The organism is Streptomyces sp. NPDC050439 (genome assembly GCF_040655335.1).
Lineage (GTDB): Bacteria > Actinomycetota > Actinomycetes > Streptomycetales > Streptomycetaceae > Streptomyces.
Map to the genome: position 1 here is coordinate 346,029 of NZ_JBFAJT010000008.1, position 21,911 is coordinate 367,939.

A 21,911-nucleotide genomic window follows, 5' to 3' on the forward strand; every position below is an offset into this window, starting at 1 on the left:
CGCGATCAGACCATGCCGCCGGCCACGGCCGGGAGGATCGTGACGTTGTCGCCGTCCGTGAGCTTGGTGGAGATGCCGTCCAGGAAGCGGACGTCCTCGTCGTTCAGGTACACGTTCACGAAGCGGCGCAGCTTGTCGCCGTCGACGATGCGCTCGGCGATGCCCGCGTGCCGCGAGTCGAGGTCGCTGAAGAGCTCGGCGAGGTTGTCGCCGCTGCCCTCGACGGCCTTGGCGCCGTCGGTGTAGGTGCGGAGGATGGTCGGGATGCGGACCTCGATGGCCATGGCTTGGGCTCCTGTCGGGAGAAGTCACGTGGGTGGGCGCGCGGCGGCCCGGTCGTGCGGGTGCGTACGTGCGGGTGCAGGTATGCGGGTGCGTAGGCGTTACGCGGGGATGGCGCCGCGGCTCACGGCCGTACGGCGGCGGCTGTCAGCGCGAACAGATCGCGCTGGAGAGCCTGCACAAATCGACGTGCAGACGCGCAACGAGCAGCATGCCCGGCATCTTGTCGCTCACGTCGTGGGGAACCATGCGGTCATCGTATCGATTCCCGGTCCGGGTTCTGGAATGTGATCTCACATCGTGGATGGTTTGCGTCCATCACGTGGATGGAGGGAGGTACGTGACCGTCGGCGCCCCGGTCGCGGGGTGCACCGAGACCTCTGCCGTGACCCCGTACACGTCGGCGAGGAGCTCGCTGGTCAGGACTTCTTTGGGCGGTCCTGACGCGACGAGGGTGCCGGCGTCGAGGACGTACAGCCGGTCACAGTAGTAGGCCGCCAGATTGAGGTCGTGCAGGGCGAGCAGATTCGTCGTGCCGAGGTCGCGGACCAGGGCGAGGATCTCCAGCTGGTAGCGGATGTCCAGGTGATTGGTCGGCTCGTCGAGTACGAGGACCGCGGGCTCCTGCACCAGCGCCCTCGCCACCAGGGCGCGCTGGCGCTCGCCGCCGGAGAGCCCGGCGAAGACGCGGTGTGCGAGGTCCGCGGCGCCGACCCTCTCCAGCGCATCGCCGACCAGGACGTCGTCCCGCACGGTGTCGGCCTCCCAGAAGCGTTTGTGCGGGGAGCGGCCCATGGCGACGATCTGCCGGACGGTGAGCTCGAAGCCGGTGTGCCCGTCCTGCGGGACGGTGGCGATGCGGCGGGCGCGGTCCTTGGCCGAGCGGTGCGCCAGGTCGTCGCCGTCCAGGAGGACGCGGCCGCCGGTGGGCGCGAGGGTGCCGTAGACGCAGCGCAGGAGGGTGGTCTTGCCGCTGCCGTTGGGGCCGACGATGCCGATGGTCTCGCCGGGATCGGCGTGCAGGGTGACGCTGTCGACGAGGGTCTTCTCACCTGTGCGGTAGGTGAGGGACTCGGTGGTCAGGATCGCCGCCGGGTTGCTCATGCGCTTGCCTCCGTACGGTTCCTTCGCAGCATCCACAGGAAGAACGGGCCGCCCGTCAGCGCGGTGAGAACGCCGACCGGGATGTCCTGCGGCGCCGCGACCGTGCGCGCGGCGAGGTCGGCCGCCACCAGGAACACGGCGCCCATCAGGGCCACCACCGGAAGGAGCGTCCGGTGGGCGGCGCCGACCAGCATCCGGGCCGCGTGCGGCACCATCAGGCCGACGAAGCCGATGGCGCCGCTGTACGCGACGAGCACGCCGGTCAGGAGCGAGGCGAGGACGAAGACGGCGGCGCGGAAGCGGGCCGTGTCGAGGCCGAGGACGGTGGCGCCCTCCTCCCCCACCAGGAGGAGGTCCAGGGGCCTGGCGAGGGCGACGAGCAGTGCGGTGCCGAGGATGAGTGCGACGCCGGGCAGGGCGAGCATGTCCCAGCGGGCGCTGCCGAGGCCGCCGAGGGTCCAGTACAGGACTTCCTTGAGATGGTCGGCGCTGTCGGCGGTGATCAGGATGAGGCTGGTCAGGGCGGCCAGGACGTACGAGACGGCCACCCCCGCCAGGATCAGGCGGCCGGTGGCGAATCCGCCGCCGCCTGATCTTGCCAGCGTGTAGACGACGAGGAGCGAGAGCAGGGCTCCCGCGAAGGCCGCGGCCGGGATGGTGAGGGTGGTGGCCAGGCCCGCTCCCAGGCCGAAGACGCTGCCCAGGACGATGACGGCGACGGCTCCGGCGGAGGCGCCGGAGGAGACTCCGAGGAGGAAGGGGTCGGCCAGGGGGTTCCTCACCAGGGCCTGGAGGACGGTGCCTATGACGGCCAGTCCCGCGCCTACGGCTGCGCCGAGCAGGACCCGGGGGAGGCGGACGTCCAGCACGATGGTGCGGAACGGGGAGGGGTCGGCGCCGCCCCGCAGGATCTCCATGACCTCCGAGGCGGGTATCCGGACCGATCCCAGGGCCAGACCGGCGATGCTCGTCGCCACGAGGGCTGCGAGAAGCGTGGCCGTGACCATGGCGTAGCGCCGTCGTGGGTGCGGGTGGTGGTCCCTGGCGGGGCTCTCCCCGATCCCGCCCCTTCCCGAAACCGGGGCTCCGCCCCGGACCCCGGACTGGTTGCCGTCCATCACCGGCTCCGCCGAGTTCGTCCTCAAACGCCGGACGGGCTGGGTTCTGCTGCCCTTCACAGCTGGTCCGCCAGCTTCCCCACCGCTGCCGGGGCCCTTACCCCCGCCACCGCGTCCGACAGCGGGAGTACCGCGAAGCGCTTGTTCTTGATGGCGGGGACATCCGCCAGGACCGGGTCGTCCAGGAGGCGCTTCTTCTTCTGGGCCACCGTCGTGCCGCCGTAGTCGAGGATCACGATGGCCTCGGGCTTGCGGTCGACCACCGACTCCCAGGACGCGTCGCCGAAGGACTTGTCCAGGTCGGCGAAGACGTTGCGGCCGCCCGCCCGCTCGATGATGTCGTTGCCGATGCCCCGGCCGCCCGCCGTGAAGGCGGACTTGTCGCCGCTGTCGTAGACGAAGACCGGGACGGGCTTCTTCGACTTCGCCTCCGTCCGCGCCAGTTCGCGCTGTGCCGCGGTCACCCACTTCTCCGCCCGCGCCCGCACCCCGAACGTGCTGCCGACCTCGCGGACCTCCCTGTAGACGTCGTCCATCGACACCGGCTTCTTGGCGCAGCCCTCGACGTTCAGGCGGCTCTCTATGCCGGACTTGGCCAGGGCTTCGCGACTGCGGCCCTCGCCTGCCTGGAAGGCGCTCGTGTAGCCGCCGTAGACGAAGTCGGGGTTCGCGGCCAGGAGCTTTTCGTACGAGGGGTATTCCTTGGCGAGGACCGGGGTGTCCGCGTACGCCTTCGCGTACTTCGGCAGGACCTTGTCGTCCAGGTATGCCGTGCCCGCGATGCGGTCCTTCAGGCCCAGCTCCAGCATCACCTCCGTGACGTGCTGGTTCATCGTCACGGCGCGCTTGGGGGGTGCTTCGTACGTCGTCTTCACGCCGCAGTTCGTGACCGTGTACGGGAAGCCGGGGGCCTTGGACTCCGGCTTCGAGTCGGTGCCGTCGGAGGACGAGCACGCGGCGAGCGGGAGCAGCAGGGCCGCGGTCATGAGCACGCGTATGGGGCGGGGCATGGCTGAGCGCCTCCTCCAGGGGATTTCCGCGTCCCCTGCGTCGTGGGAGAAGAAGGCGGCAGGTCAGTTCCTGACTGCCCCACCCGCGAGGGGTGGGGTCACAGTGGCGGGACCGTGCCGGACTCGCACCGGCTTCCTGGGTCCTGCCGCCTCATAGGTGAGGCTCAGTATGCCTGGACGACCTTCACCTCTTCTTCGGTGACCTCGCCGTCCACGATCCGGTAGGAGCGGAACTGGAAGTCACCGGCGCCGTCGGTGTCGGCCGTGGAGACCAGGACGTAGTGGGCGCCCGGCTCGTTGGCGTACGTGATGTCGGTGCGCGAGGGGTAGGCCTCGGTCGCCGTGTGCGAGTGGTAGACGATCACCGGCTCCTCGTCGCGGTCGTCCATCTCGCGGTAGAGCTTGAGGAGGTCGCCCGAGTCGAACTCGTAGAACGTGGGCGAGCGTGCCGCGTTCAGCATCGGGATGAAGCGCTCGGGACGGCCGGTTCCCTCCGGGCCCGCGACCACACCGCAGGCCTCGTCGGGGTGGTCCTGGCGCGCGTGCGCGACGATCTGGTCGTGAAGGGCCTGGGTCAGGGTCAGCATGGCAGCCAGGATAAGCAGAAGGGCCGGCCCGTACCGAAGAGTGGTACGGACCGGCCCACATGCTGGGATCAGGTGCTGAGGACTACTTCGCCGCGTCCTGCGGCTCGGTCTTCCCGCCGACCTCGGACTGCGGGTCGCGCTTCTGCATGACCAGGTAGCCGATGCCCAGGATCAGGGCCCAGACCGGAGCCGCGTAGAGCGAGATCCGCGCGTCCTCGTCGATGCCCATCATGACGATGACCATCGCGATGAAGGCGAGCGCGAACCAGCTCGTGTACGGGGCGCCCGGGGCCCGGAAGGTGGACTGCGGCAGCTCGCCGCGGTCGGCCTTGCGGCGGTACTTGATCTGGCAGACCAGGATCATGATCCAGGCCCACATGCCGGAGATGGTCGCGAAGGAGACGACGTAGTTGAACGCCTCGCCCGGCCACTGGTAGTTGATCCAGACGCCGACCAGCATCAGGGCGGCGGAGAAGGTGGTGCCGACCAGCGGCAGGCCGTTCTTCGTCAGCTTGGTGAAGAACTTCGGGCCCTGGCCGTTGAGCGCGAGGTCGCGCAGCATGCGGCCGGTGGAGTACATGCCCGAGTTGCAGGAGGAGAGCGCGGCCGTCAGGACGACGAAGTTGACGATCGCGGCCCCGATGCCGAGGCCCATCTCCTGGAAGGCCGCCACGAACGGCGAGACGCCCGGCTGGAACGAGGTCCACGGCACGACCGACAGGATCATGACGAGCGCGCCGACGTAGAAGACGGCGATGCGCCACGGCACGGTGTTGATGGCCTTGGGCAGGACGGTCTTCGGGTCCTTGGACTCGCCCGCGGTGACGCCGACGAGCTCGACGGCGAGGAAGGCGAACATCACGATCTGCAGCGTCATCAGCGTGGAGCCGATGCCGTTCGGGAAGAACCCGCCCTGGTCCCACAGGTGGGAGACGGACGCGGTGTCACCGGCGTCGGAGAAGCCGATGGTGAGGATGCCGGCGCAGATGAGGATCATGCCGATGATCGCGGTGACCTTGACCATCGAGAACCAGAACTCGAGCTCGCCGAAGAGCTTCACCGAGATCAGGTTGGCGCCGTACAGGATGACCGTGAAGATCAGCGCGTACGCCCATTGCGGGATGGCGTCGTGTGTCCAGTACTGCATGTACTGGGCCGCTGCCGTTACTTCTGTGATGCCGGTGACGACCCAGAAGAGCCAGTACGTCCAGCCGGTCACGTACCCGAAGAACGGGCCGATGAATTCACGCGCGTACTCCGAGAAGGAGCCCGAGACCGCGCGGTACATGAGCAGCTCGCCCAGGGCGCGCATGATGAAGAAGATGACAAGGCCGGCGATGGCGTACGCCAGGATGAGGCTCGGACCGGCCTTGTGAATGGCCTTGCCCGCGCCGAGGAACAGGCCGGTGCCGATGGCACCGCCGATCGCGATCATCTGGATCTGCCGGGCGCCGAGCCCGCGCTGATATCCCTCGCCTGACGTACCGGACGAACCGCCCGTTCCGTCGGCCTCATTGCCGTCGTGATGCTCTTCGACCTGCACTGAGGTCATGGTGACGCCTTTCTCCACGCTGATCCGTGCCCGCAGTCTGCGTATGGCCACGGATCAGGTCCTGATCCCCCCGGATATGGATGGAGTGCTACCGGCGGTCTGCCGGCCCGAGCGCCATCGGTGACATGGGTGGCGTCACCGAGTGGTCGTGAAGATTTATCACGGCCGCAACAGTGATCGGCCGTGGCGCGTGTGGCCCATGCCACGAGAAGAACCGGACAAAATTCCCTTGGCGCGTCAAAAGTGCGCATTGAAGTGACGCGATCGTTATCCGGATTTGAGCGTCCGATGAGCGAACGGGGGGTAACGGCTGCTACATACATCGACTTTGCGGGTGCGACCGTGTGACTTCTAACCGATCAGCGTGCCGACCAGCGTCTCCTGAAGGCCGCCGAGCCAGAGATAGGCCATCACCATCGGTTTGCGGGCGTCGGAGTCCGGCAGCTGGTAGAGCAGGTCCGTGTCGTCCTCGTCCGTCACCTCAAGGCGGGCACCGATCGCCAGGCGCAGGTCGTTGAGCGCGCCGAGCCAGTGCCGCGACTCGTCGGCGGACAGCTTCAGGACGGCGCCGCCCTCGCCCTTGGACGTCATGGCGTCCAGGGAGCGGATCACCACCAGGGCGTCGTCGCGCTTCTTGGCCCGCAGGTCGTTCTCGGTGAAGCGCCTGAACTCCGACGAGTAGGCGCGCAGTTCGTCCTCATCGGCCTTCTCGCTGCCGGGGCCGCCGTACGCGTCCGGGAGCAGCCGCTGGAGGACGGGGTCGGTGGGCGGCTCGCTCGGGCCCTCCGCGAACAGCTCCGCGAGGGGGTCGTCCGAGGCGTCCTCGGCCGGACCCGGGCCGATCAGCTCCAGGAGCTGCACGGCGAGGGAGCGGATGATCGAGATCTCGACCTCGTCGAGCGCGACGGCGGCGCCGCCCCCGGGGATGGCTTCGAATTGTCCTGGCATCAGATGTGTCGCTACTTCCGGTCCTGCTGGAGGGTGGCCCACAGCCCGTATCCGTGCATGGCCTGTACGTCGCGCTCCATCTCCTCGCGGGAGCCGGTGGAGACGACCGCGCGGCCCTTGTGGTGCACGTCCATCATCAGCTTCGTGGCCTTCTCCTTCGAGTACCCGAAGTAGGACTGGAACACATAGGTCACGTAACTCATCAAGTTGACCGGGTCGTTGTGGACGAGCGTGATCCAGGGGACGTCGGGCTCCGGGACGGCGAAGGTCTCTTCGGCCGATTCCGGGCGGGTGATCTCTGCGGGAGCCGTACTCACTTGTCCCATGCTGCCACCCGCAGGGGGCCCTCGCACAAATGGACTCAGGAAATCGTCAGAGTGACGAGATGCGGGGTAGCATCCTTCGTATGAACACAGCGGACCTTGGGCTGCCGGTGGATGTTCCGTCGACCGCGCTCTTCACGGATCACTACGAGCTCACGATGCTGCAGGCCGCGCTGAAGGCCGGCACGGCCGACCGGCGCTCCGTCTTCGAGGTCTTCACGCGCAGACTGCCCGAGGGGCGCCGCTACGGAGTGGTGGCCGGGACCGGCCGGGTCCTGGACGCCGTGGAGAACTTCCGCTTCGACGCCGACGTCATCGGCTTCCTGCGCGAGCGCCGCGTCGTCGACGAGGAGACCCTCCAGTGGCTCTCCTCGTACCGCTTCAGCGGCGACATCTGGGGTTATCCGGAGGGCGAGGTCTACTTCCCCGGCTCTCCCCTCCTGCGTGTGGAGGGCTCCTTCGCGGAGTGCGTGCTCCTGGAGACGGTGATCCTCTCCATCCTCAACCACGACTCGGCGATCGCGGCCGCCGCCTCCCGGATGGCCTCGGCCGCCGGGGAGCGCCCGCTGATCGAGATGGGCGCACGGCGCACGCACGAGCTGGCGGCCGTGGCCGCCTCGCGCGCCGCGTACGTCGGCGGTTTCACCACCACGTCCGACCTCGCGGCCGGTTTCCGTTACGACATCCCCACGGTCGGCACGTCGGCCCACGCCTTCACCCTGCTGCACGACAACGAACGTGACGCCTTCCAGGCCCAGGTCGACTCGCTCGGCCCCGGCACGACCCTGCTCGTCGACACGTACGACGTGACGGAGGCCGTCCGCACCGCCGTCGAGGTCGCCGGGCCCGAGCTCGGCGCCGTGCGCATCGACTCCGGTGACCTGCTCCTGGTCGCCCACCGGGTGCGCGACCAGCTGGACGAGCTCGGTGCGACCCGGACGAAGATCGTCGTCACCTCCGACCTCGACGAGTACGCCATCGCCTCGCTCGCGGCGGCACCCGTGGACGCGTACGGCGTGGGCACGCAGCTCGTCACCGGGTCCGGGCACCCGACCTGTTCGATGGTCTACAAGCTGGTGGCCCGCGCGCACTCGGCGGACCCGAAGGCCCCGCTGGAGCCGGTGGCCAAGAAGTCGATGGGCGCCAAGTCGTCGATGGGCGGTCGCAAGTGGGCCGCGCGGCGGCCCGACGAGCACGGGGTCGCCGAGGCCGAGGTGATCGGCACGGGAGCGGTGCCGGTGGAGCTCGCCGACCACCAGCTCCAGGTCGAGCTGGTCAAGGGCGGTGAGGTGGTGGCGCGCGAGCCGCTGGACACCGTGCGCGAGCGGCACGCGGCGGCGCGGGCCCGGCTGCCCCTCTCTGCCACTCAGCTGTCGAAGGGCGAGGCCGTCATCCCGACGGAATACATCTGATTGTGCGCCGGAGCGGAGAAGGGGCGTTCGAACGCCCTCTCCCGCTTCGCGTGCGAAGTCTCTACGCTCGGTTCATCCGGCCGAGTCCCCCACTCCCCCGAGTCTTGCCGAGCCGAAGGACACCCGATGCGCCGCGCCCTGATCGTCGTCGATGTGCAGAACGACTTCTGCGAGGGCGGCAGCCTCGCGGTCGCAGGGGGTGCCGACGTGGCCGCCGCGATCACCGAGCTGATCGGGCAGGCGCCCGCGGGCTACCGGCACGTGGTGGCCACCCGTGATCACCACATCGACCCGGGCGACCACTTCTCCGAGCGGCCGGACTTCGTCCGCTCCTGGCCGCCGCACTGCGTGGCGGGCACGGAGGGGATCGGCTTCCACCCGAACTTCGCGCCGGCCGTGGCCTCCGGGGCCATCGACTCGGTCTTCGACAAGGGGGCCTATTCGGCCGCGTACAGCGGCTTCGAGGGGGCCGACGAGAACGGCGTCTCGCTGGCCGACTGGCTGCGGGCCCGCAAGATCGACGAGGTGGACGTGGTGGGCATCGCCACGGACCACTGTGTGCGCGCCACGGCCCTCGACGCGGTCCGCGAGGGCTTCGGCACCACGGTCCTGCTCGACCTGACGGCCGGCGTCTCCAAGGAGACGACAGAACGGGCCGTGGAGGAGCTGCGGGCGGCGGGGGTGGACCTGACGGGCAAGCCGGTGGTCTAGGCCCGTGAGGGCCGCGGGCCCGTAGGGGGCGCGGGGAACTGCGCGATCAGCCCCCACCGGCCCGCAGGGACAGGTCAGCCGGTCTCTGCCCCTGAAGCGCCTGCCGCTTCAGCGCGCGAATCGGATGCCAGAGCTCAGCCGCAGCGTCCGGCGCCGTACGCCATATCAGTCCGTCCGGGTGATGCAGGACCGCCGTGATCTCGTCCGGCGTCGGCGGCTCCGCGTTGCCCCGCAGATAGACGGCCCGCATGCCGAGGTTCCTGAGGCGTGTCAGCGCCCTCGCGCGGTTCACCGCATGGACGATCATGCGGACGCTGCCGCCGCCCAGAGCCGGGTTCGGCAAGGTCAGGGCCACCACCACGCTGCCGTTCGGCAGCTTGCTGAAACCTCCTGCGGACATGGCTGGTCACACCCCCGTGAGACGACGCACAGAGCCCCTAGCCGGACCCTGTGTCAATAAGAAATCCACAGGACGCACCTAAACACGATCGGCCGCCGCCCGCTAGAGGGCGACGGCCGATCATGGCTTGACCTGCGATAACGCTGATTACTTCTTGGAGGGGCCGACCTGGACCGTGATCGAGGAGCCATCCTTCGGCTGCTTCACGATCTTGATCTGGGTGTTGGTGTCAGTGACCTTGACACTTCCCGTCGGGTTCTCCTTGTACCAGTAGGTGCCCTTGTGGTCGTCGAAGACCGGGACACCCTTCTGGGACTTGATCTTCAGCGCGACGTCCGCGTTGTGGAGCGTGAACTTGTCGGTCGCGTACTTGCTGAAGGGCGCGTCGAACGGCTGGATCTTGTTCCGCAGCAGGGTGCCGTCCGCCCACTTGAGCGGCTTGGCGTGCGCGTCCACCGGAAGGATCAGGCCCTCGCCGGGGTGCGCGCTGGTGTTGTTGTCCTTCTGCGAGGTGTCCCACTGCCAGACCATCAGGCCGGTCTGGTAGGCGTAGTGCTCGACCCAGTCCGGACGGGACTTGGAGAAGCCGAAGTTGTACGGGCCGTTCTCCAGGGTCTTGTCGTACGAGACGTACTGGCGGTTCTCGGCGAGGTAGTACTGGTCGTACTTCTTGGTGAAGGACTCGCCGATGCGCGAAAAGCCCTTCGCCGTCCAGCCGTTGTCGTCGCCCTCGGCGCCGTCCTCGAAGACCTTGGCGCCGTCCGCGGTGATCGCGAGGGCGTCGGCCGCGAAGCCCTTGCCGCCCGCGCCGCCGTCCGTCGAGTAACGGAAACGGACGTCGATCTTCTTGCCGGCGTACGCGTCGAGCGGGAACGCGAGCTTCTTGTACGCGCCCGAGGCACCCGTCAACGCGGGCTTGTCGCCGGCGTCGCGCGTGATGGGCTTGCCGTCCGCGGTGCCGTCCACGGGCGTGTAGTTGGCGCCGCCGTCCGTCGACACCTCGGTGTAGAGGTAGTCGTAGTTGGCCTCGATGTCCCACCAGCCGTCGAGCGAGAGCTCGGCCTTGGACTTGCCGGTCAGGTCGACCGAGCGCGTCAGGGTGTTCTTCAGGTCGTCGCCCTGGTCGCTCCACCACTGCTTGGAGCCCTCGGTGGGCTTGGTGACCGTGGTGGTGACGGCCTTCTTCGGGAGGTCGACGACGAGCGCCTGACGGTGGCGGGTGTTGTACTCCGAGACGCCCAGCTTGTGCTCGGACGTCGTCGCGGCCTTGGCCTTGGCGTAGTCGAGCCAGCCCAGCTGGAACTTGTCCCAGGCGGTCATGTCGCCGGGCAGGTCACCGATGGCGTTCTTGCCGGTGCCCAGCCAGGAACCGGCTGACATCAGCGACCAGAAGCCGACCGAGTTCTCGCCCTTGCCCGAGGTGTCGTACAGGTCGGGCAGGCCCAGGTCGTGACCGTACTCGTGGGCGAAGACGCCGAGGCCGCCGTTCTCCGGCTGCATCGTGTAGTCGCCGACCCAGATGCCCGAGTCGCCGATCTGGGTGCCGCCCGCCTTGTTGTTCGAGGGGCCGGTGTTGCCCGCGTCGTTGCCGTACGCGTACCAGCGGTGGGCCCACAGGGCGTTCTCGCCCTCGGCGCCGCCGCCGGCCGACTCGTCCTCGCCCGCGTGGACGATCTGGAAGTGGTCGATGTACCCGTCGGGCTCGTTGAACTCGCCGTCGCCGTCGAAGTCGTAACGGTCCCAGAGGTCGTACTTGGCGAGGTCCGCCTTGATCTGGGCGTCCGTGCGGCCCTGGGCCTTCTGGTCCTTGGTCCAGGCGGTGACGCCGTCCTTCACCGCGTCCCAGACGTTGGCGCAGTTGGTGTCGCCGCAGTAGTTGGAGCCGTACCGCGCCTCGTTGTAGTCGACCTTGACCCAGTCGGAGACCTCTCCGTCGACCGAGTAACGGCCGGACGAGGTCTTCTCGTAGTAGGTCTTCAGGGACTCCTTCTTCTTGCCCTTGGAGTCCTTGCCCTCACCGAAATACAGGTCCTGGAAGTGCTTCTGGTTGTAGTCCTTCTGCCAGGCCGTGCTGTTGTCCTTCGCACGGTCCGGCTCGGCTATCTTGTTGTGCGCGGGGCCGGGCTTGCCGCCGTACTTCTTGACCGGCGCCTCGGGTCCTTCCGGGCCGTCCGGGTCGAACATGGTGGTGTCGTCCACCTTGTCCCCGAACTCGACGAGGATCGTGAAGATCTTGTCGGTCTTCTCCCGGCCGAGCTCGACGTACTTCTTGTCGTCGAGCTTCACGACCTGGGAGCCGCCGCGCTTCTGCACCTTGGCGTCGCCCTCGATGACCTGCTGAAGGGCGGCCTTGCGCTGCTGGGCCTGCTGCTTGCTGAAGGGCCCCTCGAGGTCGTGGTCGACCTGCGCCTTGGCCCTGCTCGGGTCCTGCCGGTCGATGGCAGGAGCCCCGCTCGGCCCACTCTCCTCGGCCGATGCGGTGGCTGCCGAGAACGTGGCGGCTGCCGCGGCCATGGCCACGGCGGCCGCGGTCGCTCTGAACGTCCGTCTGCTGACTGTCACTTGATGATGTCCTCCCCCGCGTCCGCGCGAAGGCGGGCCGAGGTCCCGGTCGGAGGAGGTCCGCGCGCGATACGCGTCACAAGTGACGACATTGGACCGGAGATACGGAAGAAAAGACAGACCTTGACTTGAACAGGCCAAGTACACTATGCAGGCCCGGTGATCCGCTATCCGGACGCGTACGCCCGCCCGTCCGCATGGTCAACAGGCGCGTCCCACCGTCCACTTGATGGACGTCATGAACCCGTGCGCCCCCTGTGCTGCCGCACCGTGGGTTAGGTCACGCTTACCGCCCGTTCCCGTCGGGCATGCAGCGGAATAGAGTCAATCGACGGTGCGCTACTGCGCGAGGCGGCACTTCTCAAGTCGCCGCAGCCGGGCACCCTTTGATTCGTATACAGCATCACACTGGGCTCGACCACAGCTTCACATTGGGCACGACCACCCCCGCATCCGCTGTCCCGAGGACGGATTACGCCATGCCTCGTCCCATGCCGCTGCCTCGTCCGACCCCTGCTCAAGTCACCTACGGCACCGTGACGGTCATCTTCTCGACGCTTGCCATGCTGCTGCTGTCCCAGACGAGTTCGGGCCTCGCGGTCGCGGTGATAGCCGTCGCCGCCCTCGGCCTCGGCTTACTCGTGGCGATGACGGTTCCCCAGCCGAAACCCGCGGCCTCACCGGCCGCACGGGTCGCACCCGCCGCCAGGACCGCCGAGGAGCGCGTCCCCGTGCAGCGCGCCTCCGCCCCCGTGCTCGCCGAGTCCGTACGCGAGCCGGCGGGCCCGTGAGGATCACGGGCCCGCCCGAACAACCGATGTCCCTGCCGCCGCGGCGGTCCGCCGCGGTCAGCCGGTGCTGACCACCACCGTCTTGGCCGCCTTGTCGTGCAGGCCCTGCTTGTAGGGCTTGTCGAAGAAGCTCCAGCCGCCGCAGATCGCCGTCCAGATGCAGGCGCAGCAGAACGCGAACGGCAGCCAGAGGACGGCCGCGCGGACGAGCGCGGTCTGCAGGGTGGGGGTCGCCCCGTCGTTGAGGTTCGCGACCCGCAGCCCCAGCCACTTCTTGCCCAGGGTCTGGCCCGTCCTGGAGATCATGATGCTGTCGTACGCGATGTAGAGCACGGCGGCGAGCAGCGACTGCCCGAAGCTCTTCCCGTACTCGACCTTGTCCGGGTCGACGTCGAACTCGCTCGTGCCGAAGCCCCACGAGAGCAGCCAGACGACCACGCCGACGAGGATCATGTCGATGATGCGGGCCAGCACACGCTTGCCGCTCTCCGCCAGGGGCGGCATCCCGGCGAGAGGGTCGTTCCCTCCGCCGTACGCGCCTCCGCCGCCGCTCCCCCCGTAGGGATCTCCACCGCCGCCGTACGGCGGGGGCGGCGGCGGTGTGCCATAGGGCGAGCCGGAGCCGCCGCCGGGCGGTGGCGCACCGTAGGGAGAGCCGCCGTCCTGCGGGGGCTGCTTCCTGAAGGGGTCGTTGTCGTCGGGGGGCGGCGGGTACTGCGGCGGTTCGGTGCTCATGGGGCGAGTCGACCGCGGGGGGCGACGCTTCGCATCCGGCGAGCGGCTGTCTGGGTTAAGGGGCGCCCGGTGGCCTAGCCCGCCACAAACGTTCTTGCAGCCTTGTCGTGCCAGCACTGCCGCCACGGGCGGTCGAACAGGCCCCACAGGACGCCGACGACCCCGATGACCAGGACTCCCGGCACCGCGTAGACGAGCCAGCGCTTGAGCGCCGAGCCGAACGACGGCGTCTCGTGCTCCTCCATGTCCCGCACCTGGAGCCCGAGGACCTTCTTGCCGAGCGTCCGCCCCCACCTGGCCGTGGGCAGCACCTCGTAGAGGACACCGAAGAGGAGCAGTACGGCCAGGACCATCCCGAGATATCCCGCCGTGGTGCCGTCGAGCAGCCACACGGTGACCTTCTCGCCGGACATCTTCGCCGCGTCGATCTTGCTGTCGACGTGGTCGGCGGCCTTCGTGCCGAGCGGCAGCGCGGCGGCGCCGGTGACGGCCACCAGGACGAGGGTGTCGATGAACCGTGCGGCGAACCGCTTGCCGAGCCCCGCGGGCCGTCCCGCCGCCTGGTTCTGCGCCATCGCGAGGAACGGGTCGCTGGCCACCGGCTTCCACGGCACGACGGGCTGCTGCTGTCCGTCGCCCTCGGCGAGCCGGTGCACCTGCTGCGCCCACGAGGGCGAGCCGCCACCGGGCCCCGAGGTCACGGGCGAGGCCGCGCCGGAGGGCGCACCGCCCTGCTGCGGGACGGTGGGCTGCACGGGAGCGGGCGCCGGAGCAGGTGCGGGCGCCGGGGCGGGCGCGGCGGCCTGCGGGGGTACGGCGGCCTGCGGAGGTACGGCGGTCTGCGCGGGCGCCGGGGTCTGCGCCGCCGCACCGGAAGACTTCGGGCGCAGGGCCCGGATCGCCATGGTGCCTTCGGTGCCGGGCGAGGCCGCGGTGGGCCGCACCGGTCCCGAGGGCCTGCGGAACGTCACGGTGCCCTCCGTCGAGGGCTGCTCCTGCTGGGGCGGTGTGCTCGCCGCGGGCTTGACCGCGCGGATCTGCACGGTGCCGGGACCGTTCGTCTCCGGGGCGGGGGACGCAGGGGAAGGCACCCGCGGGTCCCGCGGGTCCTGCGAGTTGTCGGCCGCCCCCGAAGCGTCCCGCCGCTCGGGCTCGGCTTCGGGCTCGGGTTCACCCCAGGAGACCCGCCGGTCCTGCTCACCGCCGAGCCCCGTCTGCCGGGCCGCGTCAGCCTGCCAGGCGGAGGCGGGTTCGGGCCTGGCCCCGTGCTGCGAGACCTCGGCGTCCGAAGCACCGCCCGTCGCACCGCCCGTAGCACCGGGCGCCGGCATGGGCTCCTCGTCGAAGAAGTGCGGCCCGGTCTCCTCCGCGGGCGCGGGCGCCGCGGCCCCGGTCCCCGCCCCCGGAGGTGCCGGGAGCGATTCGCCGTCGGTCGGGGCGGGACGACTGGTCCCGGGCACCCAGGCCGCGCCGTTCCAGTACCGGACATATCCGGGAATGGACGGATCGGGGTAGTAGCCTTCGCGGGGCCTGTCGTCGCCTGCGGCCGGAGTTGGGGCGCTCATGTCCGTCGTCCCGTATCTGCTCGGGGGTCTTTTTGAGGCTACACATCTATCAGACCCTCGCGTCCGCCTGTGCTACTCCTGCCCTACAGACCACTTTCCGGGCACAGTTCACGCACGTACGGAAAAAGTTTCCGGAACCCGCGTAATGCTCGGCGTCCACCGCGCTCTCTCCTTGCACGGGCCCGCTCCAGGGCCCAGGACAAGGAAGGAACAGCACCGACATGCACACCGTGGTGGAACGCGAGCTAGAGCTCAAACTGGTCCTGTCCCCGGAACGCGCGATCGCCGTCCCGGCCCGCCTCAGCTACCGCACCGACGATCCCTACGCCGTCCACATCGCCTTTCACATCGGCTCCGAGCACCCCGTGAACTGGACGTTCGCCCGCGAACTTCTGGTCGAGGGGGTGTTCAGGCCCTGTGGGCACGGTGACGTACGGGTCTGGCCGACCAAGGTCGAGGGGCGCAGCGTCGTCCTGATGGCGCTGAGTTCACCCGACGGAGACGCTCTCCTGGAGGCGCCGGCGCCCGCCGTGTCCGCCTGGCTGGAGCGCACCCTGCGGGTGGTCCCTCCGGGCTCTGAGGCTGAGCGGCTCGGCATCGACGACGGCCTCGCCGAGCTGCTCACGCCGACCACGGGCCGTGCCGACGACCTGTGGCTGCGCGACCCCTGGCCCTCGGACGAGTCCACGGACGGTGAGTGAGCCGGCTTACGGGGGCCGACGTCAGAGCAGCGTGCCGCAGCCTCAGAACAGCTTGCCGGGGTTGAGGAGGGAGAGCGGGTCAAAGGCGGCCTTGATGGCGCGCTGCATCTCCACGCCCACCGGGCCGATCTCGCGCGCCAGCCACTCCTTCTTCAGGACGCCCACGCCGTGCTCGCCGGTGATCGTGCCGCCGAGTTCCAGACCGAGGGCCATGATCTCGTCGAAGGACTCGCGGGCCCGGCGGCCCTCGTCGGCGTCGGCGGCGTCGAAGCAGACGGTGGGGTGGGTGTTGCCGTCACCGGCGTGGGCGCAGACGCCGATCGTGAGGCTGTACTTGTCGGCGATGCGGTCCACGCCCTCGAGCATGTCGGCGAGCTTGGAGCGTGGCACGCACACGTCGTCGATCATCGTCGTGCCCTTGACGGCTTCGAGCGCGGTGAGCGACAACCGCCTTGCCTGGAGCAGCAGTTCGGACTCCGCCGCGTCCTCGGCCGGTACCACCTGGGTGGCGCCCGCGGCCTCGCAGAGAGCGCCGACCGCCGCGAGGTCCGCCGCGGGGTCCGCGGTGTCGAAGGCGGCGAGGAGCAGCGCCTCGGTGGTCTCCGGCAGACCCATGTGGGCCAGCGCGTTGACGGCCCTGATGGTCGTGCGGTCCATCAGCTCCAGGAGGGAGGGGACGTGCCCGCCCTCCATGATCTTGCAGACGGCGTCGCAGGCCGCCTTGGCCGAGGCGAACTCGGCTGCCAGGACGAGCTGTTGGGGTGGCTGCGGCTTCAGGGCGAGGGTGGCGCGGACGACGATGCCGAGGCTGCCCTCGGAGCCGACGAAGAGTCGGGTGAGGTCGTAGCCCGCGACGCCCTTGGCGGTGCGCTTTCCGGTGCTCATGAGGCGTCCGTCGGCGAGGACGACGTCGAGGCCGAGCACGTACTCCGCCGTCACCCCGTACTTCACGCAGCACAGGCCGCCCGAGGCGGTGCCGATGTTCCCGCCGATGGTGCAGGTCTCCCAACTGGACGGATCCGGCGGGTAGTAGAGACCGTGCTCGTTGACGGCGCGGGAGAGGGTGGCGTTGACGACGCCGGGTTCGACCACCGCGATCCGGTCGACGGGGTTGATCTCCAGGATGCGGTCCATCTTGACCAGCGAGAGGACGATGCAGCCCTCGCTGGCGTTGGCGCCGCCGGAGAGGCCCGTGCGGGCCCCCTGCGGGACCACCGGGATCCGTAGCTCGGTCGCGGTGCGCATGACGTGCTGGACCTGCTCGACGGTGCGGGGCAGGACGACTACGGCCGGGGTGCCCGCGTCGCAGAAGCTCGCCATGTCGTTCGCGTACGAGGACGTGATGTCGGGGTCCGTGAGGACGGCGTCGGCGGGGAGTGCCTCGCGACCGACACAGAGACGTTCGATGAGTGTGCGGCTCATGATCACAGCCTCGCACCCGGGGCCATCGGTGTGAACCCGTGTGCGACGCCGGTCCACGTGCCGTGATGTGCTCTTCGTATTGACGCACAGTGAGCGCCATGGAGATCGAGACCGGGTCCGAGTCCGTGACGGAGCAGGCCGCGAAGGCCGGGAAGGCGCAGCCGACGGCCGTGCCCCGCCTCTGGAGCGAGTCGCCGCGGGGTGCGCGCCACTCCCCCGCCGTGCGGCGGGTCCTGGTCGCCTCCGTCGCCGGGTGCGTGGTGCTCGGCGGTGTGGTGGTGCTGCTGCCCGGCTCGGGCGGGAAGGCCGCGCCGCCCGCTCTGGGGCCCGCCGGGCGGGCGATGGCCGCCGCGGGGGCCGGGGCTCCGGCGGCGCTGCCCGATCTGACCGTCCTGATCGGGGAGCGGGAGGCGCATCTGCGCAGGCATCCGGGGGACGACGAGTCGTGGGCGGTGCTCGGGGCCGCCTACGTCGAGCGGGGCCTGCGGACCGCGGACTCCGCGTACTACCCCAAGGCGGAGAAGGCGCTGCGTACGTCCCTCAGGACCCGCCCGGAGGGGAACACCGAGGCGCTGACGGGCATGGCGACGCTGGCGAACGCGCGGCACGACTTCCGCGGGGCGAAAAAGTGGGCTGAGGGCGCGGTCAGGCTGGCGCCCAAGCGGTGGTCGACGTATCCGGCCCTGATCGAGGCGTACAGCGGACTGGGTGACGCGAAGGGCGTGGGGAAGGCCCTGGAGACGCTCCAGGAGCTGAACGCGGACATCCCCTCGGTGATGGTGCGGTCCGGGCAGGTCTACCGGGACCGCGGCTGGCGCGAGGACGCGGCGGCGAAGCTCACGGACGCGGCGGCGCTCGCGGAGGGTCCCGCGGAGAAGGCGGTGTGCCTGTATCGGGTGGGCGAGCTCGCGTGGGAACGGGGCGATCCGCCGGAGGCCCTGCGCTATTACGAGGCGGCGCTGGTCGCGGACCCGGACCATCACCCTTCCCTCGCCGGGAAGGGCCGCGCGCTCGCCGCCCTGGGCCGTACGTCGGAGGCCCTGCGCTCCTACCAGAGCGCGCTGCTCAAGCAGCCCGCCCCGGAGTACGCCCTGGAGCTGGGCGAGTTGTACGAGTCGCTTCGGCTCGCCCCGGCCGCGCGGGCGCAGTACGACGTGCTGCGGGCCAGGGTGAAGCAGGAGGGGGTCAACGGCGTCAACGACGAGCGGATCCTCGGCCTCTTCGAGGCGGACCACGGGGACGCGGACGCGGCGGTGGACCGCCTGCGTGCGGAGTTCAAGCGGCACGCGAGTCCGCAGGTGGCGGACGCGCTGGGCTGGGCGCTGCATCGGTCAGGTGAGGACAAGGAGGCCCTGAAGTTCGCGAAGCGGGCGACGGACAAGGGCCCGCTGGTCGCGCTGTACGCCTACCACCGGGGGCAGATCGAGCGGGACCTGGGCCAGTACGGTGCGGCTCGGCGGCACATCGGCGAGGCGATGCGCCGTAACCCCTACTTCTCTCCGCTGCTCGCCCCTGCGGCGCGGGCCGCCCTGACCCGCTTGGGCGATCCCCCCTCGGGCGGCCCGGCCCAGATGTACGCCCCCCGTGGCGAACGTCCGGCGCCGCTGCCCTCTCCGTCCCCGAAGCCACGCAAGCCGTCCACCGAGAGCTGACCGGCACGTCAGAGCTGGGCCGTGCCGATCAGGGCGTTGCGGGTGATGAGGCCGACGAGGTCCGCCTCGGGGAGGGAGGCCGCGGAGGAGGGCCGGCGGGGCAGGACCATGTAGCGGGTCTCCGCGCTGGAGTCCCAGACCGTGATCTCCGTGTCGGCGGGCAGGACGAGGCCGAACTCCGCGAGCACCGCCCGCGGCTCCCGCACCACCCGGGAGCGGTACGCCTCGCTCTTGTACCAGCTGGGGGACGGGCCGAGGAGCCGCACCGGGTAGCAGGAGCACAGGGTGCAGACGACGACGTTGTGGACGTGCGCGGTGTTCTCGACCACCCGCAGCCGCTGGGGCTGGACCCCGCCCGCCGCGTAACCCAGCTCCGCCACCGCCGACGTACCGTCCGCGAGCAGACGCTCCTTGTACGCGGGGTCCGTCCACGCCCGCGCCACCACCCGCGCCCCGTTCAGCGGGGACGAGCCCGCGAGGAACGCGTCCAGGGCCTCGTCCAGGACGGCCCCGGCAACGATCCCCCGATCCTCCAACAGGGCTTCGAGGCCGCGTACTTGGCGGGAGATCACCGCGTCGTCGTGCGTGCCGGACATCAGCCGTCCTCCGAAGGTTCGGGTTCCAGGTAGCTCTCCCACAGGTCGAGGACCACGCCGTGCTCCCCCTCGCCCCACAGCTCCCGTGCGGCGAACCGCACCGCGTACACCTGCTCCACCGGTGCGTCACCCCGCCCCTGCGAGCTGACGTCCGCCAGCGGGTGGCGCCCCTCGGGCTCGATCACCACGCCCGACTTGCCGCGGGCGTACCGCGGCAGGCGGGTGTGGTGGGGCGGGTCGTGGTGGACGGTGCGGACGCGGGCGCCCGAGACGAAACGGTCACCCATCCCGCTCACCCAGCCGGCTCACGTCACCATCCGTCAGCACGCCCTTGCGCACCAACAGCACCCGGATCGCGTGGAACCACCGCTCGTAGTACGAAGCCGCCAGGTACTCACCCGGCGGCATCGTCTCCACGGCGTCCCTGAACTCGTCCAGGTTGTAGACGCCTTCACGCACCAGCGCACTGTTGAGCGCGAACACCCGCGCCTCCCAGTCCGCGTGGAAGGGTTCCGTGTCGTCGGTGGTGTCGACGGGCCCGAAGCCCGTCATCCCGCCGACGTCGTTGATCCTGGCCATGCCCGCACTTTAATGCGGAACCCTTCCGGCAGCCCCCTGCGGTTCGCGGCCCTCTACAGGTTGCCGCGCTTCTCCTGCTCGCGCTCGATCGCCTCGAACAGCGCCTTGAAGTTGCCCTTGCCGAAGCCCATCGAGCCGTGCCGCTCGATCATCTCGAAGAAGACCGTCGGACGGTCCTGGACCGGCTTGGTGAAGATCTGGAGCAGGTAGCCGTCCTCGTCACGGTCGACCAGGATCTTCAGCTCGCGCAGGGTCTCCACCGGGACCCGCGTCTCGCCGGCCCACTCCCCCAGCGTGTCGTAGTACGAGTCGGGGGTGTCCAGGAACTGGACCCCGGCCGCGCGCATGGTGCGCACGGACTCCACGATGTCGTTCGTGGCGAGGGCGATGTGCTGGACGCCCGCGCCGCCGTAGAACTCCAGGTACTCGTCGATCTGGGACTTCTTCTTGGCGATGGCGGGCTCGTTGATGGGGAACTTCACCTTCAGGGTGCCGTCCGCGACCACCTTCGACATCAGCGCGCTGTACTCGGTCGCGATGTCGTCGCCCACGAACTCCTTCATGTTCGTGAAGCCCATGACCTTGTTGTAGAAGGCGACCCACTCGTTCATCTTGCCGAGCTCGACGTTGCCGACGCAGTGGTCGATCGCCTGGAAGGTGCGCTTGGCGGGCGGCTCGACGATCGGCGACGCGGCCTTGAAGCCGGGCAGGTAGGGGCCGTCGTAGCCGCTGCGGTCGACCAGCGTGTGGCGGGTCTTGCCGTACGTCGCGATGGCGGCGAGGACGACCGTGCCGTTCTCGTCCTTGACCTCGTACGGCTCGGTGAGGCCGCGGGCGCCGTGCTCGACGGCGTAGGCGTACGCGGCGCGGGCGTCCGGCACCTCGATGGCGAGGTCGACGACGCCGTCACCGTGCTCGGCGACGTGACCCTCGATGAAGTTGCCCCACTCCGTGGAGGCCTTGATGACGGAGGTCAGCACGAAGCGGGCGCCGCCGTTGGTGAGGACGTACGAGGCGGTCTCGCGGCTGCCGGTCTCCGGACCCGCGTAGGCCACGAGTTTCATGCCGAACGCCGTGGAGTAGTAGTGGGCCGCCTGCTTGGCGTTGCCCACGGCGAAGACGACCGCGTCCATTCCCTTGACCGGGAAGGGATCGGCCTCGCGCGCGGTGTGGGGGGTGCCAGAGATGGCCGACGTGGGCTGAGTGTTCGCGGTAGCTGCCATGTCCGCAGGCTCCCGCCGTATCGCAAGGTGCGCAATAGTTTGCGTATTCAGTGGGCAATTTGTAGGGCCACAGGCCAGGATGAGCGGGCTATCTGTACATGATGACCACCCCGGAAGCGGAGCTGAGCGCACCATGACGATCGATCATCTGGACGGCAGGCTCATCGTGCTGCTCGCCCGCGAGCCCCGGATCGGCGTCCTGGAGGCGTCCCGCAGGCTCGGTGTCGCACGCGGGACCGTGCAGGCGCGGATGGACCGCCTTCAGTCGAACGGAGTCATCCGCGGATTCGGTCCGGAGGTCGATCCCGCGGCCCTCGGCTACCCCGTCACCGCGTTCGCGACGCTGGAGATCAAACAGGGCCAGGGCGCCGACGTACGGGCGCATTTGGCGACCGTCGCCGAGGTGCTCGAACTGCACACCATCACCGGTCACGGCGACATGCTCTGCCGTCTGGTGGCCCGTTCGAACGCGGATCTCCAACGTGTGATCGACCGGGTGGTGGGTTTTGATGGCATCGTCCGGGCCTCCACGGCGATCGTCATGGAGAACCCTGTTCCGCTGCGGATCATCCCGCTGGTCGAGCAGGCGTCCGAGGACACCTGACGCGGGCAGCCGGCGAGACGGGCAGGTGAGCAGT

At 69.6% G+C, this 21,911-nt stretch carries 24 protein-coding genes and 1 riboswitch; of the genes, 6 read left to right on the forward strand and 18 right to left on the reverse strand.

Features of this window, described 5'->3' with window-relative positions; all coding sequences use genetic code 11:
• Positions 1–5 precede the first annotated feature (5 nt).
• From AB0I66_RS31900 to clpS, 9 genes are all read right to left on the reverse strand, one after another.
• Positions 6–284, reverse strand: a complete 279-nt coding sequence (locus AB0I66_RS31900) for a MoaD/ThiS family protein (RefSeq protein WP_363211437.1) — start codon at positions 282–284, stop codon at positions 6–8.
• 145 nt (positions 285–429) lie between these two features.
• Positions 430–531 (reverse strand): putative leader peptide, encoded by a 102-nt coding sequence (locus AB0I66_RS31905; protein ID WP_336605789.1) that lies wholly within the window; start codon positions 529–531, stop codon positions 430–432.
• 69 nt (positions 532–600) lie between these two features.
• Positions 601–1,386, reverse strand: a complete 786-nt coding sequence (locus AB0I66_RS31910) for an ABC transporter ATP-binding protein (protein ID WP_363211438.1) — start codon at positions 1,384–1,386, stop codon at positions 601–603.
• A complete protein-coding gene (locus AB0I66_RS31915) occupies positions 1,383–2,393 on the reverse strand; it encodes an iron ABC transporter permease (RefSeq protein WP_363211439.1) in 1,011 nt (336 codons plus the stop codon). Before AB0I66_RS31915 ends, AB0I66_RS31910 begins: the two co-directional genes overlap by 4 nt.
• Before the next feature lie 167 nt (positions 2,394–2,560).
• Positions 2,561–3,514 carry an ABC transporter substrate-binding protein gene (locus AB0I66_RS31920; protein ID WP_363211440.1) on the reverse strand — a complete coding sequence of 318 codons (954 nt, stop codon included), beginning with the start codon at positions 3,512–3,514 and terminating at the stop codon, positions 2,561–2,563.
• Between the two features lie 43 nt (positions 3,515–3,557).
• Positions 3,558–3,715, reverse strand: a riboswitch (cobalamin riboswitch).
• Entirely contained in the window at positions 3,679–4,101 is a 423-nt protein-coding gene (locus AB0I66_RS31925; protein WP_363211441.1) for a M67 family metallopeptidase, read from the reverse strand. (Overlaps the previous riboswitch by 37 nt.)
• 82 nt (positions 4,102–4,183) lie before the next feature.
• Positions 4,184–5,653 (reverse strand): amino acid permease, encoded by a 1,470-nt coding sequence (locus AB0I66_RS31930; protein WP_363211442.1) that lies wholly within the window; start codon positions 5,651–5,653, stop codon positions 4,184–4,186.
• Positions 5,654–6,004: 351 nt separating this feature from the next.
• Positions 6,005–6,601, reverse strand: coding sequence for a DUF2017 domain-containing protein (locus AB0I66_RS31935; RefSeq protein WP_363211443.1), 597 nt, complete (start codon positions 6,599–6,601; stop codon positions 6,005–6,007).
• Between the two features lie 11 nt (positions 6,602–6,612).
• Positions 6,613–6,927 (reverse strand): ATP-dependent Clp protease adapter ClpS, encoded by a 315-nt coding sequence (gene clpS / locus AB0I66_RS31940; protein WP_363211444.1) that lies wholly within the window; start codon positions 6,925–6,927, stop codon positions 6,613–6,615.
• A gap of 80 nt (positions 6,928–7,007) precedes the next feature.
• Here clpS and AB0I66_RS31945 point away from each other — a divergent pair, with 80 nt between their 5' ends.
• Both AB0I66_RS31945 and AB0I66_RS31950 read left to right on the forward strand, forming a co-directional pair.
• On the forward strand, positions 7,008–8,336 hold the full coding sequence (locus tag AB0I66_RS31945) for a nicotinate phosphoribosyltransferase (protein WP_363211445.1): 1,329 nt from the start codon (positions 7,008–7,010) through the stop codon (positions 8,334–8,336).
• Positions 8,337–8,462: 126 nt separating this feature from the next.
• A complete protein-coding gene (locus tag AB0I66_RS31950) occupies positions 8,463–9,047 on the forward strand; it encodes an isochorismatase family protein (RefSeq protein WP_363211446.1) in 585 nt (194 codons plus the stop codon).
• 46 nt (positions 9,048–9,093) lie between these two features.
• On the opposite strand, the gene AB0I66_RS31955 is transcribed toward AB0I66_RS31950, so the two are convergent.
• Positions 9,094–9,447: a hypothetical protein gene (locus AB0I66_RS31955; protein WP_363211447.1), complete on the reverse strand. Its 354-nt coding sequence runs from the start codon at positions 9,445–9,447 to the stop codon at positions 9,094–9,096.
• Positions 9,448–9,594: 147 nt separating this feature from the next.
• Positions 9,595–12,009 carry an immune inhibitor A domain-containing protein gene (locus AB0I66_RS31960; RefSeq protein ID WP_363211448.1) on the reverse strand — a complete coding sequence of 805 codons (2,415 nt, stop codon included), beginning with the start codon at positions 12,007–12,009 and terminating at the stop codon, positions 9,595–9,597.
• A 497-nt stretch (positions 12,010–12,506) separates the two neighbouring features.
• On the opposite strand from AB0I66_RS31960, the gene AB0I66_RS31965 reads away from it, so the two are divergent.
• Positions 12,507–12,800 carry a hypothetical protein gene (locus AB0I66_RS31965; protein ID WP_363211568.1) on the forward strand — a complete coding sequence of 98 codons (294 nt, stop codon included), beginning with the start codon at positions 12,507–12,509 and terminating at the stop codon, positions 12,798–12,800.
• Positions 12,801–12,857: 57 nt separating this feature from the next.
• Here the strand turns inward: AB0I66_RS31965 and AB0I66_RS31970 are convergent, their stop codons facing one another.
• Positions 12,858–13,535 (reverse strand): RDD family protein, encoded by a 678-nt coding sequence (locus AB0I66_RS31970; RefSeq protein WP_363211449.1) that lies wholly within the window; start codon positions 13,533–13,535, stop codon positions 12,858–12,860.
• A 74-nt stretch (positions 13,536–13,609) separates the two neighbouring features.
• Positions 13,610–15,100 carry an RDD family protein gene (locus AB0I66_RS31975; protein WP_363211450.1) on the reverse strand — a complete coding sequence of 497 codons (1,491 nt, stop codon included), beginning with the start codon at positions 15,098–15,100 and terminating at the stop codon, positions 13,610–13,612.
• A gap of 221 nt (positions 15,101–15,321) precedes the next feature.
• Between AB0I66_RS31975 and AB0I66_RS31980 the strand changes: the two genes are divergently transcribed.
• Complete coding sequence (locus tag AB0I66_RS31980) at positions 15,322–15,801, forward strand: SsgA family sporulation/cell division regulator (protein WP_363211451.1); 480 nt, start codon at positions 15,322–15,324, stop codon at positions 15,799–15,801.
• Between the two features lie 42 nt (positions 15,802–15,843).
• Here the strand turns inward: AB0I66_RS31980 and AB0I66_RS31985 are convergent, their stop codons facing one another.
• Positions 15,844–17,223: an FAD-linked oxidase C-terminal domain-containing protein gene (locus AB0I66_RS31985; RefSeq protein WP_363211452.1), complete on the reverse strand. Its 1,380-nt coding sequence runs from the start codon at positions 17,221–17,223 to the stop codon at positions 15,844–15,846.
• 98 nt (positions 17,224–17,321) lie between these two features.
• On the opposite strand from AB0I66_RS31985, the gene AB0I66_RS31990 reads away from it, so the two are divergent.
• A complete protein-coding gene (locus AB0I66_RS31990) occupies positions 17,322–18,875 on the forward strand; it encodes a tetratricopeptide repeat protein (RefSeq protein ID WP_363211453.1) in 1,554 nt (517 codons plus the stop codon).
• A gap of 8 nt (positions 18,876–18,883) precedes the next feature.
• Here the strand turns inward: AB0I66_RS31990 and AB0I66_RS31995 are convergent, their stop codons facing one another.
• The 4 genes from AB0I66_RS31995 to hppD are packed head-to-tail and all read right to left on the reverse strand — an operon-like array spanning position 18,884 to position 21,273.
• Positions 18,884–19,471 (reverse strand): nitrile hydratase subunit alpha, encoded by a 588-nt coding sequence (locus tag AB0I66_RS31995; protein WP_363211454.1) that lies wholly within the window; start codon positions 19,469–19,471, stop codon positions 18,884–18,886.
• Entirely contained in the window at positions 19,471–19,758 is a 288-nt protein-coding gene (locus AB0I66_RS32000) for an SH3-like domain-containing protein (protein ID WP_363211455.1), read from the reverse strand. The genes AB0I66_RS31995 and AB0I66_RS32000 overlap by 1 nt, the downstream gene beginning before the upstream one ends.
• Complete coding sequence (locus tag AB0I66_RS32005) at positions 19,751–20,050, reverse strand: hypothetical protein (protein ID WP_363211456.1); 300 nt, start codon at positions 20,048–20,050, stop codon at positions 19,751–19,753. The genes AB0I66_RS32000 and AB0I66_RS32005 overlap by 8 nt, the downstream gene beginning before the upstream one ends.
• A 53-nt stretch (positions 20,051–20,103) precedes the next feature.
• Complete coding sequence (gene hppD / locus AB0I66_RS32010) at positions 20,104–21,273, reverse strand: 4-hydroxyphenylpyruvate dioxygenase (RefSeq protein WP_363211457.1); 1,170 nt, start codon at positions 21,271–21,273, stop codon at positions 20,104–20,106.
• Between the two features lie 133 nt (positions 21,274–21,406).
• Between hppD and AB0I66_RS32015 the strand changes: the two genes are divergently transcribed.
• Positions 21,407–21,877, forward strand: coding sequence for an Lrp/AsnC family transcriptional regulator (locus tag AB0I66_RS32015; RefSeq protein ID WP_160505290.1), 471 nt, complete (start codon positions 21,407–21,409; stop codon positions 21,875–21,877).
• Positions 21,878–21,911: the final 34 nt, after the last annotated feature.

Coding starts and splice junctions, on each gene's coding strand:
- AB0I66_RS31900 (WP_363211437.1), bottom strand. CDS start 284: ATGGCCATCGAGGTCCGCATCCCGACCATCCTCCGCACCTACACCGAC.
- AB0I66_RS31905 (WP_336605789.1), bottom strand. CDS start 531: ATGGTTCCCCACGACGTGAGCGACAAGATGCCGGGCATGCTGCTCGTT.
- AB0I66_RS31910 (WP_363211438.1), bottom strand. CDS start 1,386: ATGAGCAACCCGGCGGCGATCCTGACCACCGAGTCCCTCACCTACCGC.
- AB0I66_RS31915 (WP_363211439.1), bottom strand. CDS start 2,393: ATGGTCACGGCCACGCTTCTCGCAGCCCTCGTGGCGACGAGCATCGCC.
- AB0I66_RS31920 (WP_363211440.1), bottom strand. CDS start 3,514: ATGCCCCGCCCCATACGCGTGCTCATGACCGCGGCCCTGCTGCTCCCG.
- AB0I66_RS31925 (WP_363211441.1), bottom strand. CDS start 4,101: ATGCTGACCCTGACCCAGGCCCTTCACGACCAGATCGTCGCGCACGCG.
- AB0I66_RS31930 (WP_363211442.1), bottom strand. CDS start 5,653: ATGACCTCAGTGCAGGTCGAAGAGCATCACGACGGCAATGAGGCCGAC.
- AB0I66_RS31935 (WP_363211443.1), bottom strand. CDS start 6,601: ATGCCAGGACAATTCGAAGCCATCCCCGGGGGCGGCGCCGCCGTCGCG.
- clpS (WP_363211444.1), bottom strand. CDS start 6,927: ATGGGACAAGTGAGTACGGCTCCCGCAGAGATCACCCGCCCGGAATCG.
- AB0I66_RS31945 (WP_363211445.1), top strand. CDS start 7,008: ATGAACACAGCGGACCTTGGGCTGCCGGTGGATGTTCCGTCGACCGCG.
- AB0I66_RS31950 (WP_363211446.1), top strand. CDS start 8,463: ATGCGCCGCGCCCTGATCGTCGTCGATGTGCAGAACGACTTCTGCGAG.
- AB0I66_RS31955 (WP_363211447.1), bottom strand. CDS start 9,447: ATGTCCGCAGGAGGTTTCAGCAAGCTGCCGAACGGCAGCGTGGTGGTG.
- AB0I66_RS31970 (WP_363211449.1), bottom strand. CDS start 13,535: ATGAGCACCGAACCGCCGCAGTACCCGCCGCCCCCCGACGACAACGAC.
- AB0I66_RS31975 (WP_363211450.1), bottom strand. CDS start 15,100: ATGAGCGCCCCAACTCCGGCCGCAGGCGACGACAGGCCCCGCGAAGGC.
- AB0I66_RS31980 (WP_363211451.1), top strand. CDS start 15,322: ATGCACACCGTGGTGGAACGCGAGCTAGAGCTCAAACTGGTCCTGTCC.
- AB0I66_RS31985 (WP_363211452.1), bottom strand. CDS start 17,223: ATGAGCCGCACACTCATCGAACGTCTCTGTGTCGGTCGCGAGGCACTC.
- AB0I66_RS31990 (WP_363211453.1), top strand. CDS start 17,322: ATGGAGATCGAGACCGGGTCCGAGTCCGTGACGGAGCAGGCCGCGAAG.
- AB0I66_RS31995 (WP_363211454.1), bottom strand. CDS start 19,471: ATGTCCGGCACGCACGACGACGCGGTGATCTCCCGCCAAGTACGCGGC.
- AB0I66_RS32000 (WP_363211455.1), bottom strand. CDS start 19,758: ATGGGTGACCGTTTCGTCTCGGGCGCCCGCGTCCGCACCGTCCACCAC.
- AB0I66_RS32005 (WP_363211456.1), bottom strand. CDS start 20,050: ATGGCCAGGATCAACGACGTCGGCGGGATGACGGGCTTCGGGCCCGTC.
- hppD (WP_363211457.1), bottom strand. CDS start 21,273: ATGGCAGCTACCGCGAACACTCAGCCCACGTCGGCCATCTCTGGCACC.
- AB0I66_RS32015 (WP_160505290.1), top strand. CDS start 21,407: ATGACGATCGATCATCTGGACGGCAGGCTCATCGTGCTGCTCGCCCGC.